Annotated in this window: 1 protein-coding gene; it reads left to right on the top strand. The window is 51.1% G+C overall.

Annotated elements, in window-relative coordinates:
* Positions 1-15: 15 nt before the first annotated feature.
* Positions 16-403 (top strand): GDP-mannose 4,6-dehydratase (locus tag X742_RS1000000173690; protein ID WP_023775698.1); only part of this gene is annotated, 388 nt, incomplete at its 3' end.

A 403-nucleotide genomic window follows, 5' to 3' on the forward strand; every position in this document is an offset into this window, starting at 1 on the left:
TAGAGCAGGAATAGAATGGGTGATAGCAGGAAAGTTGCTCTTATTACGGGCATAACTGGACAGGATGGTGCCTATCTTGCCCGTCTTCTTCTCAAAAAAGGCTATGTCGTTCATGGGATTAAGCGACGTTCCTCTTCCTTCAACACGGGTCGTATCGAAGACCTCTACCAAGACCCGCACGAATCCGATCCGCGCCTAGTCTTGCATTACGGTGATCTCACTGATTCGACTAACCTCATCCGCGTGGTTCAGGAATCTCAGCCAGATGAAATTTACAACTTGGCTGCTCAGAGCCATGTCCAGGTGTCGTTCGAAACACCTGAGTACACAGCGAACGCGGACGGTATCGGTACATTGCGACTTCTTGAGGCGATTCGCCTCCTCGGTCTGACGGACAAGACCC

It is taken from the genome of Mesorhizobium sp. LNHC229A00, assembly GCF_000502415.1.
Classification (GTDB): Bacteria; Pseudomonadota; Alphaproteobacteria; order Rhizobiales; family Rhizobiaceae; genus Mesorhizobium.